The following is a 15,166-nucleotide window of genomic DNA, read 5'->3' on the forward strand; positions in this document are numbered from 1 at the left end:
TCAAGGATTTTAGCCTGGTCTAGTCAAACATCCCTCAAGGTTCGAAACAGGCTTGGTCTTATCGCGGAAGTTAAGGTGGGAGTTCTGTATTTTCTGCTAATTTGCAGGTACGTTCAGTGGTGTTATGTATGTATAATCATGGTATTATGCATAGAGATGTAAAGTAAAAGCGCGGGCGTTTCCTATCCGCTGAAAGCCCACTCAGCATACAGAAACAAACATGAGATGAAATGGGCAAGTTATGGTAAACTATATGGAGTTATAGAAGACCTGAAAGAGGAGTACTATATGACACAATTTGTCTATAAGCAAATTATTGACGATCTCAAGATGAAAATCTTTGCTGGAAAGTTTGCAGATATGAGATTGCCAGATGAACGTAGTCTTAGTGAGACTTACCAGGTTAGTCGTAGTTCAATTAAACGTGCTCTGACTAAAATGGAGAATGTCGGAATTATTTTTAAAAAACAAGGTTCCGGGACATTTATTAATCCATTATACATAAGAAATGAATCTATCTTTAACTACGAAGGCTCTAATCTAGGAGTCACTGATAATTTTCAAATGCATGGTAAAAAGCCAAAAATCAAAGTACTGAGTTTTGAGGTCATTCCGCCAACAGAAGAATTACAGCGCGATTTGTTCTTGGAGACTCATGATTTTGTATACAAAATTGTCCGCTTACGTTTGTTTGATGATGATCCTTTTATGATTGAAACAGGCTATATCCCTATTAAAATTGTTCAGAATTTAAATCAGACTATTATCGAGGGGTCCATTTTTAATTATTTGGAAGACTCGCGGAACTTGGCCGTCACCAAATCTTTTTTATCCATTTTTGCAGAACCGTCCCAAGAGAATGATCAAAAGCTGCTACATTTAAATGAAAATGAGCCTGTAGGTATTATGGAAGGTGTGTTCTTTTTAGATAACGGTACGCCATTTGAGTTTTCTCATATGCGATTTCATTACAAATATTTAAAATTTAATACCTTTGTATCGGTTCACTAATGATAAGACTGGAGAATTCTCCGGTCTTTTTTTTATAATTTTGAGAAAAGGATTGGAGCCTGCGATTGCAACGTTTATTACAAATTTTATTGGTTTATACTTCTATATATTTTAATGTAAGAGCTTTTTTACTGTCTTTTTAATTTATATTTCATAGTATGTTCAAAATTTCACAAAATTGGACCGTATCACTTGTGAAAAAGGTTGAATTTAATCGGCGCGGCGTTATGATGTACATGTAGATGAAATTTCCGGAAATAAATTACAAACAATACTACTTAGGGAGTGGACACCATGTCATTATCACCCGTGTTAGCAGATTATTCATCTAAAACATATTTAGAAAAACTTGATGCATATTGGCGTGCAACGAACTACATTTCGGTAGGTCAGCTTTATTTAAAAGATAATCCTTTGTTGAGAGAGCCTTTAAAAGATTCAGATGTGAAGGTTAAGCCTATTGGACACTGGGGCACAATTCCAGGACAAAACTTTATTTATGCACATCTAAATCGTGTTATTAATAAATATGATTTGAACATGCTTTACATTGAGGGCCCTGGTCACGGCGGTCAGGTTATGGTTTCAAATTCATATCTGGATGGAAGTTACACCGAAATCTATCCGCAAATTACGCAAGATATCCCAGGTATGAAGAAATTGTTCAAACAATTCTCTTTCCCTGGCGGTATTGCTTCACATGCTGCTCCTGAAACACCTGGATCTATCCATGAAGGTGGAGAATTAGGCTACTCCCTTTCTCATGGTGTAGGTGCCATTCTGGATAATCCTGATCTGATTTCGGCTGTTGTTATTGGTGATGGCGAAGCTGAAACGGGTCCACTAGCCGCTTCGTGGTTCTCTAACAGATTTATCAACCCGATCACGGATGGTGCAGTGCTGCCAATCTTGCACTTGAATGGCTTTAAGATTAGTAACCCAACGATTATGTCTCGTCAATCGAAAGAAGAATTGACCTCATACTTTAAAGGTTTGGGCTGGGAGCCATTCTTTGTTGAAGGTGAAAATCCGGATCACATGCATCCAGAAATGGCGAAAGTATTGGATACGGCCATCGAGAAAATTGAAGCTATTCAAAAGAATGCGCGTGAAAATAATGATCTTACTCGTCCAGCGTGGCCGATGATTGTATTCCGTTCACCTAAAGGCTGGACGGGTCCAAAGGAATGGGACAACGTGCCGAATACAAATTCATTCCGTGCCCATCAGGTTCCAATTCCGGTTGATCAAAAAAATATGCAGCACGCACCTGCTTTGTTAGAATGGTTGAATAGCTACAGACCAGAGGAATTGTTCGACGAAAACGGTCGTTTAAACTCTGAGCTTGCTGAAATTCTGCCTACAGGCGATAAACGTATGGGAATGAACCCTGTTGCGAATGCGGGTAACCTCATTAAAGACTTGAAGTTACCGGATTTCCGTAACTATGCGCTGGATAATTCCGTACCTGGTAAAGTGATTGCGCAAGATATGTCGGTTTTAGGGAAATACGTTAAAGATGTGGTTGTCTTAAATGAAGAAAATCGTAATTTCAGAATCTTCGGACCGGATGAAACAATGTCTAATCGCTTGGCTCCTGTTTTTGAAGTAACCAAACGCCAATGGATGGACCAAATTATTGAACCTAATGATGAATTTTTGTCGTCCTATGGCCGCGTAATTGACTCCCAATTATCCGAACACCAGGCTGAAGGATTGCTGGAAGGTTATGTGTTAACTGGTCGTCATGGTTTCTTTGCAAGTTACGAAGCTTTCCTGCGTGTGGTTGACTCAATGATCACCCAACACTTTAAGTGGCTGCGTAAAGCAACGGATCAAGGATGGCGTGCAGATATCCCATCATTGAATGTCGTAGCAACTTCAACGGTGTTCCAACAGGATCATAATGGGTATACACACCAAGATCCAGGTTTGTTGGGTCATTTGGCTGATAAAAAACCGGAATTTATTCGGGAGTATCTGCCAGCGGATGCCAATTCCTTGTTGGCTGTTTTCGACACCATTTTAAACGACCGTCAAAAGATCAATTTGATTGTTTCGTCCAAACACCCACGTCCACAATGGTTTACTGCTGATGAAGCGAAGGAATTGGTGGATAAAGGGTTGAAGATCATTGACTGGGCAAGTACAGATCAAGGTGGAGAACCTGATCTTGTCATTGCTTCTGCTGGTACAGAGCCAACGATTGAAAGTTTAGCTGCGATTTCCATTTTGCATGAAAAACTGCCTGAATTGAAGATTCGGTACATCAACGTGGTAGATTTGCTGAAACTGAGAAGTCAAAAACTAGACCCGCGTGGATTATCTGACGCCGAGTTTGATCACTTTTTCACAAAGGATAAACCAGTAGTTTTCGCTTTCCATGGTTACGAGGGTCTGATCAAAGATCTGTTCTTTGATCGTCACAATCATAACTTGCATGTACATGGTTACCGTGAGAACGGCGATATTACGACACCATTTGATATGCGTGTATTGAATCAAATGGATCGTTTTGACTTAGTGAAGGAAGCTGTTCTCAACTTACCTGACGCTGGGAAGTACACCAACATTGTGGATGAAATGGATGCTACGGTTAAGAAACATCATCAATTCATTCGCGAAGAGGGCATTGACTTGCCAGAGGTAGAGAACTGGGTATGGAAAGGCTTGACCTTGAAATAAAAATTAAGACGCTTCAACTTTGTGTTGGACAACCAAGCAATTCAGCATGAAGTGGAATATATGATTTGGTAGCGGTATACGAGTGCCTGACTCCTTGAATTCAAGTATGATTTCAACGGGGATCAGGCACTTTTTGATGTAGCATACAGAGAATTTAATAGGAAAGTCACGAACTGGTGGGTAATAAGTATAGGAGGAACCGAGTCATTTGCTGTATTTTTCTGAGCATTAAAGGTGCTGCGGTATAAGAGAATAGTAAAGGAGGCTGTTAATATGAACGATCCAATTCCGGAGAAGGTATTGAATGATGGCACTAAGGTGCCCGTGATTGGATTTGGGACTGCTGGATTGAAGGGTGCAGATGGAGTCAAGGCAATTACCAGCGCGATTGATGCAGGTTACCGTCTGATCGACACAGCGTTCAACTATGAAAATGAGGGTGCTGTCGGGAAAGCGGTCCAGCAGAGCTCTGTGCCCAGAGAAGAATTGTTGATTTGCTCCAAACTACCAGGTCGCCGACATGCTTACCAAGAAGCCATTGTAACGATCGAAGAGTCATTATATAGAGGAGGTCTGGACTATTATGATCTGTACCTAATCCATTGGCCGAATCCCCAAATTGATCGATATGTTGAAGCATGGCAGGCGTTAATTGAGGCGAAGAAAAGGGGCTATATCCGTTCCATTGGGGTGTGCAATTTCTTGCCCGAGCATAATGAACGTTTAATTCGGGAAACAGGTGTCACGCCGAGCTTAAATCAAGTTGAATTGCACCCATTATTTAATCAGGAACATCAGCGTGCAAAAGATGCTGAACAGGGCATCGTGACGGAATCGTGGAGCCCCTTGGGTCGTGGTCACAGTATGCTGGAGAATGAAGAGATTGGGAAAATTGCTGCTGCTCATGGTAAAACGACTACACAAGCGATTTTACGTTGGCATATCCAACTTGGAGCAATCCCGATCCCGAAGGCCTCTTCTTTAAATCACCAAACGGAGAATTTGGATATTTTTGATTTTGAGTTGTCTCCAGAGGAAATGAACATGATTTCGGCATTTAGCAGTGAGGATGGACGGATATGGGAGCAGGACCCCAAGTCCTATGAAGAACTATAATCAAGACAATAAAATAGAAGGGTTCAAAAATCTGTCGCGGGTTTTTGGACCCTTTGCTTTTATCATAAAACGAACACACATCCGAAAGTGATCAGTGGGTCAGTATATAGAGCTATAATGAACATTTTTTACCGGATTTGATGTATGATATGGTGGAATGTAGTCCTTTCGAAGGAGGTCATCATGGGAATTTTGTCGAGGTTTAGGGATATTATGAAAATGAATGTTAACGCCTTAATGGATAAGGTGGGAGATCCGGAGAAAACCATTGACGATTATATGCGAAATTTGAACAGTGATCTAGGCAAGGTGAAAGCGGAGACGGTATCAGTATTGGCTGATGAGAGAAGGGCGAAAAGAGCACTGGATGAATGCAAAGCCGAGATCAAAAAGCTCCAGTATTATGCCAGTAAGTCTGTGGAAGCTGGTAATGAAGAGGAAGCTCGAAAGTTTCTGGAGAGGAAGGGTTTGCAAACGGAGAAATTGGAACAATTACAAACGTCCTATGACTTAGCTTCAGTAAACGCCGTGAATATGAAACAAATGCAGGAGAAGTTAGTGTCCGATATGGGGCAGCTAGAAGCGCGTAGCGCTGAACTTAAAGGGAAGCTGGCGGTTGCCAAAGCACAGCAAACCTTGAATTCTATAGGTAGCAAGAATTCTGCTTTTGAGGTTATGGAAGAGCAGGTGAACAGAGCGTATGATGAAGCGATGGCTATAGCCGAGCTTCGGGCAGGAACGAAGGACGACCTGGATGCCTTATTTGCACAATACGAGAAGAGTACGAATACAGAAGATGAATAACAAGTATCTACATGAAGAGGTGAGCAGATGCCGGTTATCGAATACAAATGCCCCAACTGCGGCAGCGGTATGGTCTTTGACAGTGAGACAGGGAGGTTATCCTGTCATAGTTGCGGAAGAGAGGACAATATCGAATCTATTCCTGATCCTCTGATAAATCGTATTTTTTCAGAAGATGAGGCTCATGAGTATCATTGTAATAACTGCGGAGCGGTGATTATGACCGAAGTGGAGACGAGTGCAACGGTGTGCAGCTTTTGTGGTTCTGCCGTGGTTCTCGGGGATCGACTGACTGGGAAGCTGGCTCCAGCGCAGGTTATTCCTTTTTCAATCAGTAAGGAAGAAGCCATAGCTGCTTTCAAAAAATGGTGCAAGAATGGCCGTCTGACGCCGAATCGGTTCATGATAGCAGACCGAATCAAGGGAATAACCGGGATGTATGTGCCTTTCTGGTTATATGAATTACATAATAAAATTGAGGTTCAAGGTGAAGGTACCCAAGTGCGAACCTATACGAGTGGAGACTACGAATATACGGAAACGAAGCATTTTGATGTATATCGGAAAATCCGTTTGAATTATGTAAAGGTTCCGATTGATGCTGCGGAGAAAATGAACGACGAGTTGATGGATAAATTGGAGCCATTTCCATACGATCAGCTAAAACCCTTTAAAACGCCATATCTAGCAGGTTATATTGCGGAGAAGTACAGTTATAACGAAGAAGAGCTTTTCCCGCGAGTTAAAGAAAAAGTGAAGGAATATATTGATGCTTATATTCATTCTACGGTGTCAGAGTATACGGCCGTGAGTTATACGGAAAAGCAAGTTGATACTACATTAAAACAAGCGGATTATGTCCTGCTCCCGGTGTGGGTCATACACTATGACTATAATCAATTGGAGCATACGTTTGCTATGAACGGACAGACGGGCAAGGTAGTCGGTAAGCCTCCGATTAGCAAGTTCAAGGTGACGGCTTGGTTTGCAGGCATTTTCGGCATGACTCTCTTTTCATTAAGGTTAATCACTTGGTTGATGATGGGAGGAGAATTCTATTGAAAAGACATAGAGCCATTGTAGCCGTTTTGTTGTTCTTTGCTGTTTTTCTGGCGCTTCCTATGGAAATGAAGGGCGAACCAGCAACGACAGAAATGAAGCCATTGATTTATGACGAAGCGGGTTTGCTCAATCAGGAAGAGTATGATGTGTTGAACACGATGGCTAATCAATACGGGGCTGAAAGAGAAACGGACATTATTATTTATACAACCCCCAATCCCGACAATATGGATGTTATGAAAATGACGCAGGACTTTTATGATGACCATGGCCCAGGGTATGACAGAGCTCATGGGAACGCGGTTATTTTAACGATGGATATGAGAAATAGAGAGGTATACTTGGCTGGATTTTATAAGGCAGAACGGTATCTGGATGATGACAGGCTTACTAAAATACGCCATGAGATTAGCCCGGATCTGACGAACGGCAACTATGGGCTGGCATTTCAAAAGTATATTCTAGGCGCGCACAAATATTTGGCGATCCGTCCAGGGGTGAACCCAGACAGTATATTTTTTAAAGGCTGGCTTCATTTGGCGATTGCACTGGGATTGGCGGCGATGATCGTGGGCAAGATGGTTTCCAATTCTGGCGGTCGGGTTACGGTAAATCGACAGACCTACGAGGATGCGAACGCTTCAGGAGTTCTGGAGCATCGAGATCAGTATCTTCACACAACGACAACGAAACGGAAGATTGAAAAGAGCAGCAGTAGCAGTAGCTCAGGCGGTGGTGGCGGAACTACCAGCGGCGGTCATTCGCATAGCGGCAGCAGAGGATCATTTTAACTGGGGATTTTGCAAAAATCCAATAAGCGACTTTCAATGAATAATATATAGATCGAAATGGTCTAGTTCATCTATATATTGCACTTTGGAGCGACTGGAATCGAATTTTGCAAAATCCTGAACGGAAAGGATGGATACAGTATGGGGTTCTTCAGAAATCAATTTGCAAATGTTGTAGAGTGGGAAGAATTTAGAGATGATATGATTTTCTGGAAGTGGAGTAATCGTGAAATTAAAAAAGGAAGTAAGTTAATTATCCGCTCCGGTCAAGATGCGATTTTTGTAAATAACGGCAAAATAGAGGGTGTTTTTGAGAATGAAGGGTCATATAACATGGACTCTGACATTATTCCATTTCTATCCACCTTAAAAGGGTTTAAATTTGGTTTTAACAGTGGTATGAGGGTAGAGGTCTTATTCGTTAATACGAAGGAGTTTACTGTCAAATGGGGGACGCAGAATCCGGTGCTGATCCCGACTCCCCAGCTGCCAGGCGGTATGCCGATCCGTGCCAATGGCACATTTAATTTTAAAGTGAACGATTATGTTACGCTCATCGATAAGATTGCCGGAGTGAAGGACAGTTATCTCGTTGAGGATGTGAAAATACGGATTACTTCGGTGTTGGATCAGTTATTGATGAAGTGGATCAGCAGAGAAGGAAAGGACATGTTCAATCTGCAGGCGAATGCTTCTGACATTTCAAAAGGTATTCAAGAAGATCTGGATATGCAAGTGATGGACAATGGTATGACGATTACTGGCTTTCATGTGATGAGCTTCAATTATCCTCAAGAAATCCAAGATATGATTACGAAGACCGCTTCACATGAAATGATCGGTAATCTGCAAAAGTACCAACAAGTGACGATGACGGACGGGATTGCATCGGGTAATGTAAAAGGCGGCGGTGCAGCTTCGGATATGGCGAGTATGATGATGGGGATGAATATAGCAAATGAAATGATGAAAAATTTAAACCCGAACCCAAAGCCTTCGGCTGAGACTCAGCCTACACCTGCTGATCCCCCTTCATCTGGAGACGGGAATAAGCCCAATTTTTGTCCGAATTGCGGTACAAAAAACGAAGGAGCTAACTTCTGTCCGAATTGTGGACAAAAATTGAACGGATAACATAGCTACGGCCAAGCTTCTTTACAAGTCAAAAGGCAGTTATCGCAGAGTATCTTCTGTGATAGCTGCTTTTTTATGTAGTTCGTTCAAGTATTTTCTTTATAAATCTGATTTATTGGATTGAAAAAGGTACTCAGGATAAGGTACTATAGCTGTATAGTATGTATTTATATTAATTAATTAGTTATTACATTAATAAATTATAGGTATAGGAGCAACGAAGATGACCAAATTCCAAGATCAAATCATTGCGCGTTACAAGTTTGATGATGCAGAGAACGTCGGCAAAGATAGCTCAGGGCAAGGTAACGATGGGGTTGCTTCAGGCACAGTAACACCCACAATTTCCCATGCTACCGGTAGAGCGGCATTGACGCTTGAGGGAGGCCCCAACGGTACCTCGTATATCCAGCTTCCTTCCGATCTATTCAAAGATGTAAGCGATAACACCGGTGTGACGGTTACTGCTTGGGTCAACTTCGGCAGATTCACAGATATGTGGGAACGTGTTTTTGATTTTGGTAAAGCCCATACAGGGCCATATATGTTCATGACACGGAATCTGCGCGGAACCCTTTTCACCGAGGCGGATTTGTCCGTAGACCCGGGAAGAGGTTTTGTCAGGGATGAGTGGATGCACATAGCCTTGTCCGTAATCGGTACAGAAGGCGGCACATTAAGCAGTGCGGGTCCGGTGGTATATGTCAATGGTGAGGTGGTAGCGGACGGTTCCATCAGTCAAACTTCCAGCGGTAACTATGCCAAGCTGCGTAAATGGTTCGAAACGTTTACAGACTCGTCCAACTACAGCAACAATTTTATTGGTCGCTCTCAGCATGCGGCGGATGTAGACTTTGCCGGCTCCGTTTCAGACTTTCGAATTTATAAAGCAGGCTTGTCGGCAGATGAAGTCATTGAGGTCATGTGCGATTCGTTGACAGATGAAGAGATCGTGAAGCTTGCCAGAGATAAATATTTGTCCTTTCCGACGACGATTATGACCAAGGACTTATCTCTGCCAACCGTTCTGATGGGTGGAAGAGTAGAAGTGACCTGGAAATCCAGCCAACCTGGTATACTCTCTGACAATGGTCAGGTGCAGGCGATTACCTCCGCACAAGGGGTTACCGTCACAGCTTTATTGACGAAGGGCCTAAGCCAGATTGAAGAAAGCTTTGAAGTATCCGTTCTTCCTGAACAGCTGCCTCCGTACACGCTGACCATTCATGGAAATAAGGAAGTGCTGGATGTCAGCGAAGTGATGTACGGCTTGTTCTATGAAGATATCAATAACGCAGCAGATGGCGGGATATATGCGGAACTCGTTCAGAATCGCTCTTTTGAATCTTTCGAGTTTGATACGTATTCCCATGCTTCCGGTGAATGCGGCTGCTCTACAGGACGGAACCGCAACCCGTTGTTCGCCTGGTCTGGTGATACGGACAAGATGACTCCACAACATAGCGGTGGATTAAATGAGTTCTTAGGTGCAAAAGACAAAGAAGTGAACTCCTATTATGTGACGGTAGCGGATGGTGCAACGATTCGGAACAAGGGCTTTTCGGATTCTAATCAGAATTGTGCCATGTCCATCCAAGAGGGTGATAAATATGAGTTTACCATCTGGGCGAAGGCCGATTCAGCGGGCACAATCACATTGCAACTGCAAGACTCGAATGAAAAGGCCATTAGTGATTCAATTACGATACAGGTGGAAGGCGGCAACACGTGGAAGAAGTACGGCATCGATTCCAGGCTTGTGCTGACAGGCTCAGCTACGGTTCTTGGACAGCTGGCGCTTACATTTGAAGGGGACATTTCGGTTGATATGGTCTCCTTATTCCCACAAGATGTATGGGGTGCAGGAGAGGAAGAGCAATCTTCATCGGCACACGCCAACTATCAGGGTAATCCTAACTACCGATTGAGAAAAGATCTGGTGAACGCGCTGGTCGGCATGCATCCGAAGTTTTTGCGTTTTCCGGGTGGTTGCATTTCCGAGGGTTCGTTTATATGGGAAAACGTATACGATTGGAAGGAATCGATTGGGGATATCGAGCTGCGCAAGGAAAACTTTAATGTATGGGGCTATATGATGACCATGGGACTTGGTTATATGGAATATTTCCAGTTGGCAGAAGACCTGAATGCAGCTCCGCTTCCGGTTATGGCCTGCGGCGTGCTCTGCCAAGCCCGCTCGGATTATGCTCATCCCGCTGGAGGCGCATTAAGAGAATACTATATTAAGAACTTTACGGATCTGATCGACTTTGCGATTAGTGCGGATTTTGAACATAATGAATGGGCTGCTATGCGTAAAAAAATGGGCCATGAAGCACCGTTCGATCTGCGTTATTTGGGTGTGGGTAACGAGAACTGGGGCACAGAGTTCTTTGCCAACTTTGAAGTGTTCAAGACATCGATTGATGAGTACATGGAGAAAAACTATCCGGGTTATGAGCTGCATATCATCTCTACGGTTGGCGCTCAAGCGGACGACGATGCCTATCAGCAGGGCTGGAAGTTCCTGAGTGGTAATATGAAGGGCTCGGCTAAGGTTGCTTTTGCTGATGGTAACCAGGTGACGGAAGAGACTGTTACCTGGTATGAGAAGCAAAAGGATTATATGGACACCATTGCAGACGAGCACTATTATCGTTCTAACGAGTACCTGCTGAATAACGTGGACCGCTATAACTACTACTACAGAGCTTATAACGCGGACGGCAGTATCAATTGGAAAGCAACATCAAAGGTTTTTGTCGGGGAGTACGCCTCAACGGATAAAAATACACTGGCAGGCGCTGTAGCAGAGGCAGCGGTGATGACGGGCTTTGAAAATAATGCCGATGTCGTTCGGTTGGCTGCCTATGCACCGCTGTTTAATAAGGTGCTGACAGATGGAACCTACAGATGGACGCCAGACTGCATCTGGTTCGATGACGAAACAGTGTGGTTTACGCCGAACTACTATGTACAGCAAATGTATGCTAAATATTTGGGAAATAAAGTATTGCGCACTTCTTTCTCTACTTACAAAAATGGCAAGCCAACGGATCTCATTCCTCAGGGTGGCATTGAAATCGCGACAGGCAACGCCGAAGTTATGATTAAGCGTGTGACCGTTACTTCCAATCAGGATGGCAGTGTGCTGCTGGATCAAGATTTTACCCAGGAATTGAATTCAGCATGGCAAGTCATTCCCGGTTCCGTGGGCTCTACAGTGGAGGAAGGCAAGGGGCTTGTCCTCAAAGCTCAGGATAGCGGTCTGAATGGTCTGTACATCTTGAACGATAGCTGGAGCAATTACAAGGTAGAGGTGGTCGCTTCCCGCATTTCCGGCACGGACGGTTTTTATGTGGGTGCGGGTCTCACGGATATTTCTGCGGAGAAAAAGGACGTTGTCGAATACGCGATCGGCTATGGCGGCAAGGCTACCGGCGTGAAGGTTTACAAGCAAGGCATAGAAGGCTACACATTGGGTGACTACTCTTCCAGTACAGCCGCAGGTAACTTGAGAGCGGCCAGCTATGAAGAGCTGTCTGACAACACGGACTACACCATAACAGTGAACTATGGCGGTGAAACAGGCAGCAACCTGATTTGCTCATATACCGACGGCGAGACAACCAGCAAAGTGCTGGACTACAAGCTGGAGGCTTACAACAGAGACGTGTTCAACTCGGTAACCCAAGATGCTGAGCATGTATATGTGAAGCTGGTGAACGCCGACAACGTGGATAAGGCAACACAGCTGAATCTACAAGATTTGAGTGTTGAGTCCATTGCTAAGCTGATTACACTAACCGGGGATTCCTCGCTTGTTCATGTACCTAACGTGAACAAGAAGAATGATGAGAAGGTAGTGCCTACCGAACAGCAGATCACGCTTCAGACGGATTCTGTTCTCTTAGACTTACCGGCCAACTCGGTAAATGTATTGGTGCTGGATCTTAAACCTTTTTCCGCTTAAAAACAAAAAGGGGTGTCCCAAGTAGCCGTTTTATGGCTTTTGGAACACCTCTTTTTTATGAATAGAGTCGGAATGTTGAGTTGATTTCCCCGATAGGCATTACTGCGTGCTTCTGTTTACCAGTTCACGTGGGTTAATGCCATCGTCTATCGTTAGCGGGGTAGGGGCTCCCGTAGCGATTCGCTCCCAGGGTACCATTTTAAAATTCTGATTCAACTTTTTCCCATTTTGAAGATTTTCGTCATCTTGTGCAACGAAGATGCCATGAGGGAAATTCTTGCCTAATCCGTAGCCAAGCACATCAATACCGTCTGTGACAGACGTACCGTCAATGGTAGGGCTCGCACTGATCGTAAAGTTGCTTATATATGCATTGTCGCCTTGTCGTTCATAGATCGCATAGCTGCTGTTTCCTTGGCTGGAGGCCATGAGATACCCTTTGCCATCTTTACCGTAATACAATGTAAGTCCCTCTATGTCATCGTGAAGTCTGCGCCCATCTGCAATATCCACACGTCGCAGTGGCTCGGTTGAACCGTCTGGCTCGGCACTATACTTCCAAATAGCGTAATCCTCTTCAGCGATGTAGACCGTGCCATATTCATCATCAGCAACCATGCCTTCAGATTGCGTACTCAGCTTGAACTGGCGGACAAGCTTACCTGCAATTTTGCCGCTTCCGTCATCAGTCAGCTCATATTGTTCAAATTCACCCTCTTTGCCCAAAACGAGCGCGTAAAATTTATCTGTCTTGAGGCTATGGTATAGGCTGAATCCGTATACTTCTTTCATAGATGCTTTAATAGGTTTGCCAACCACGTTGGTCAGCTTTCCTGATGCACCGTCAATGGCAAAGATATCGATCGTGTTGTTGGTTCGATTGGTCGCCCCTGCGATATCTATTTTTTTTCCGCCCAAGGTGAAACCGTAACGAAGATCCACGTTATTCATTTTTCCAACCTTCATGTTTTGCAGTTGCTTGCCTTCCAGATCATAGACTAAAATCCCGCCGCCTTTATTGGTTGCTAAAATTCTACTTTTCTCTGGATCGGCCGGGTTGAGCCAGATGGCAGGGTCGTCGGCTGCGTCTTCTCCATCCTCCACAGCTTCTGTTTCAGCAGAAGGGATCACTTTATAGGTGGGGACTGCGTCCTTAGGATCTGCATATTTGCTGTTCTCTGCTTCAAGCGCTGTAAGAAGTTTTGTAGGAAGATATACATTTCCATTCATCATCTTAATTTCCCGGTCCGCTTTTCCGCTTAGTCCAGCTAGACGATATTGCTTCTCACCCACTGTAAAGGTTCCGACAATGCCATTTTTCAGCTTGACCAAAACAGACTGGTCATCACTGTCCCATGTAATAGTCGCCCCCATTTTATCTGCCTGTGTTCGTAGTGATGCATACCCGGATGGCTGAATGTCTGCCGCATGGGTCAGTTCTGGTGATACCAGAACCCCTGTTAACATGGCTAATAATGCGAGTTTAGTTGACTTCATATGTATGCCCCTTTGCTGAAGTGAAAATGATATAACCGACTCAGTATAAAGCGAGAATATCAAAAGGATACAATGAAAATGTAAAGAGAGTGTAAAGGAGGTGTAAGCATTCAATGAACTGGTTTCCAGTATTGTTGTCTATAATTCTTTGGAGACATTCCGAATTTTTCTTTAAAGCATTTGGAGAAATAGCTTGCTTGGGAGAATCCCGTTTCCTCCGTAATTTGTTGGACAGACCAGTCAGTTTGCAGCAAAAGACTGCGTCCTTGATCCAGGCGATAATCCATTAAATACTCAAGCGGTGTGCGCTGGAAGGCGACTTTCATACATCTAGCAAGATAATTCTGATGTACGTGAAAATGGGCTTCCAAATCCTTATTGGTGATCGTATTCTTGTAATTCTGTTTTAGGTATATTTCGATCTGTTCCGCCAACTTAGAGGAGCTGTCTTTATTATTCTGATCATACTCCAAACTCTGGAAAACATTCACAAACGTCTGTTGGGCCTCCCATAGTGCCAGTTTTCTAGGTTTTAAAGTAGAGGCTAGTAAATAGTCTAATTTCGAAAATAGCTCATGTGGATTCACCACTTTTTGAATTTTAGGCAAATGAATGGTCGTATGTTCTGAATGAAAATGCAGCTCGGGAATGGGAGTGCTGGGTATAATAGGATTGGACGAGGATTGTGCGCACCACATGCTATTGGTTTGAAAATGGAACCAGTAAAAGGAGGTTTGTTCTGTACATGCCTCAATGGGAAAATGATGTTTATCCGGTTCAAGAATGAGAGCGTAATTTTCAGTTACCTTCCACACTTTGTCCTCTTCGCCAATGTGCAGCAACCCTTCTTTAATGATTATTACGTCAAAATAACCCAGATTATACCTATTTGGATGCCAATCTCCTTTTTGATATGTAGTAAAATTCCCCTCAATGAAATAAGGCAGCGGAGGGACAAGGAATGATAGAAAGTCTGTTTTGCTCATGGAAGCCAGCTCCTTTGTGTGTGAAATCGTATAAGTTTTAGTTAAAGATCGCGATTTTTTTTATAAATTCAGGTTGATAAAATAAGGACTGTAGCAAGGGGAACTCA

Annotated in this window: 10 protein-coding genes; 8 read left to right on the top strand and 2 right to left on the bottom strand. The window is 43.5% G+C overall.

What is annotated here, in order from left to right:
* Positions 1-288: 288 nt before the first annotated feature.
* From MKX46_RS16645 to MKX46_RS16680, 8 genes are all read left to right on the top strand, one after another.
* Entirely contained in the window at positions 289-1,011 is a 723-nt protein-coding gene (locus MKX46_RS16645) for a GntR family transcriptional regulator (RefSeq protein ID WP_023986502.1), read from the top strand.
* A 294-nt stretch (positions 1,012-1,305) separates the two neighbouring features.
* Positions 1,306-3,696, top strand: coding sequence for a phosphoketolase family protein (locus MKX46_RS16650; RefSeq protein ID WP_341071497.1), 2,391 nt, complete (start codon positions 1,306-1,308; stop codon positions 3,694-3,696).
* A gap of 273 nt (positions 3,697-3,969) precedes the next feature.
* The gene (locus MKX46_RS16655) at positions 3,970-4,812 is read left to right on the top strand and encodes an aldo/keto reductase (protein ID WP_165149340.1); all 843 of its coding nucleotides are present in this window, start codon (positions 3,970-3,972) and stop codon (positions 4,810-4,812) included.
* 183 nt (positions 4,813-4,995) lie between these two features.
* A complete protein-coding gene (locus MKX46_RS16660; RefSeq protein ID WP_341071498.1) occupies positions 4,996-5,616 on the top strand; it encodes a PspA/IM30 family protein in 621 nt (206 codons plus the stop codon).
* A gap of 27 nt (positions 5,617-5,643) precedes the next feature.
* A complete protein-coding gene (locus tag MKX46_RS16665; protein ID WP_341038319.1) occupies positions 5,644-6,678 on the top strand; it encodes a TFIIB-type zinc ribbon-containing protein in 1,035 nt (344 codons plus the stop codon).
* Complete coding sequence (locus MKX46_RS16670) at positions 6,675-7,469, top strand: TPM domain-containing protein (RefSeq protein WP_341038320.1); 795 nt, start codon at positions 6,675-6,677, stop codon at positions 7,467-7,469. The genes MKX46_RS16665 and MKX46_RS16670 overlap by 4 nt, the downstream gene beginning before the upstream one ends.
* A 141-nt stretch (positions 7,470-7,610) precedes the next feature.
* Positions 7,611-8,603, top strand: coding sequence for an SPFH domain-containing protein (locus MKX46_RS16675; RefSeq protein ID WP_341071499.1), 993 nt, complete (start codon positions 7,611-7,613; stop codon positions 8,601-8,603).
* A gap of 223 nt (positions 8,604-8,826) precedes the next feature.
* A complete protein-coding gene (locus MKX46_RS16680) occupies positions 8,827-12,576 on the top strand; it encodes an alpha-L-arabinofuranosidase C-terminal domain-containing protein (protein ID WP_341071501.1) in 3,750 nt (1,249 codons plus the stop codon).
* 99 nt (positions 12,577-12,675) lie between these two features.
* Here the strand turns inward: MKX46_RS16680 and MKX46_RS16685 are convergent, their stop codons facing one another.
* Positions 12,676-14,073 (bottom strand): phytase, encoded by a 1,398-nt coding sequence (locus MKX46_RS16685; RefSeq protein WP_341071502.1) that lies wholly within the window; start codon positions 14,071-14,073, stop codon positions 12,676-12,678.
* Between the two features lie 110 nt (positions 14,074-14,183).
* The gene (locus MKX46_RS16690) at positions 14,184-15,059 is read right to left on the bottom strand and encodes a helix-turn-helix transcriptional regulator (protein WP_341071503.1); all 876 of its coding nucleotides are present in this window, start codon (positions 15,057-15,059) and stop codon (positions 14,184-14,186) included.
* Between the last annotated feature and the right edge of the window lie 107 nt (positions 15,060-15,166).

Source organism: Paenibacillus sp. FSL P4-0113, from assembly GCF_038009305.1.
Classification (GTDB): Bacteria; Bacillota; Bacilli; order Paenibacillales; family Paenibacillaceae; genus Paenibacillus; species Paenibacillus polymyxa_D.

Excerpts from the sequence above, each read along its gene's own strand:
- MKX46_RS16665 (WP_341038319.1), top strand. The coding sequence starts at position 5,644 with ATGCCGGTTATCGAATACAAATGCCCCAACTGCGGCAGCGGTATGGTC.
- MKX46_RS16685 (WP_341071502.1), bottom strand. The coding sequence starts at position 14,073 with ATGAAGTCAACTAAACTCGCATTATTAGCCATGTTAACAGGGGTTCTG.
- MKX46_RS16690 (WP_341071503.1), bottom strand. The coding sequence starts at position 15,059 with ATGAGCAAAACAGACTTTCTATCATTCCTTGTCCCTCCGCTGCCTTAT.
- MKX46_RS16660 (WP_341071498.1), top strand. The coding sequence starts at position 4,996 with ATGGGAATTTTGTCGAGGTTTAGGGATATTATGAAAATGAATGTTAAC.
- MKX46_RS16650 (WP_341071497.1), top strand. The coding sequence starts at position 1,306 with ATGTCATTATCACCCGTGTTAGCAGATTATTCATCTAAAACATATTTA.
- MKX46_RS16645 (WP_023986502.1), top strand. The coding sequence starts at position 289 with ATGACACAATTTGTCTATAAGCAAATTATTGACGATCTCAAGATGAAA.
- MKX46_RS16680 (WP_341071501.1), top strand. The coding sequence starts at position 8,827 with ATGACCAAATTCCAAGATCAAATCATTGCGCGTTACAAGTTTGATGAT.
- MKX46_RS16675 (WP_341071499.1), top strand. The coding sequence starts at position 7,611 with ATGGGGTTCTTCAGAAATCAATTTGCAAATGTTGTAGAGTGGGAAGAA.
- MKX46_RS16655 (WP_165149340.1), top strand. The coding sequence starts at position 3,970 with ATGAACGATCCAATTCCGGAGAAGGTATTGAATGATGGCACTAAGGTG.